Annotated in this window: 1 protein-coding gene; it reads left to right on the top strand. The window is 73.2% G+C overall.

The genetic code is table 11. The features are described from left to right. Window positions 1-634 (top strand): 3'-5' exonuclease (locus CCN33_RS28365; protein ID WP_279628218.1); only part of this gene is annotated, 634 nt, incomplete at both ends.

The raw sequence follows: 634 nt of genomic DNA, 5'->3' as shown, positions 1-634 counted from the left end.
CCTGCGCACCGCCGCCCAGTACGAGAAGGGCCTCGACAACGCGCTGCCCGGCGGCGAGAACACCGTCAAGGTGCTCACCGCGCACAAGTCCAAGGGGCTGGAGTGGGACGTAGTAGCAGTCCCCGGCCTGGTGAAGGGCACCTTCCCCAGCGCCCAGGGGCGCGAGAAGTGGACAGCGCAGGCCAAGGTGCTCCCGCACGCCCTGCGCGGCGACACCGCCACGCTGCCCGACGTCGTCTCCTGGGACGCCAAGGGCATCAAGGGCTTCCACGAGGCCATGAAGGAGCACCAGCTCACCGAGGAGCTGCGCCTCGGCTACGTCACCTTCACCCGCCCCCGCTCCCTCCTGCTCGGCTCCGGCCACTGGTGGGGTCCCAGCCAGAAGAAGCCCCGCGGCCCCTCCGACTTCCTCCAGGCCCTGCACGACCACTGCGCCGCCGGGTACGGCGAGACCGAGGTGTGGGCGGATGCCCCCGAGGAGGGCGACGAGAACCCCGCCCTGCACACCGCCGACGCCGACCAGGCATGGCCGCTGCCCCTGGACGCCACCGCCTTCGAACGCCGTCGCCGGGCCGCCCGCACCGTCCGCGCCCACCTCCAGGCCCCGCCCACCGCCGCCCCGGTTCCGTACGAC

It is taken from the genome of Streptomyces recifensis (genome assembly GCF_002154615.1).
In the GTDB taxonomy this organism is placed as follows: domain Bacteria; phylum Actinomycetota; class Actinomycetes; order Streptomycetales; family Streptomycetaceae; genus Streptomyces; species Streptomyces griseoluteus.
Note: the sequence above shows the minus strand (reverse complement) of the source record. Positions and strands in the feature narration are given on the sequence as shown.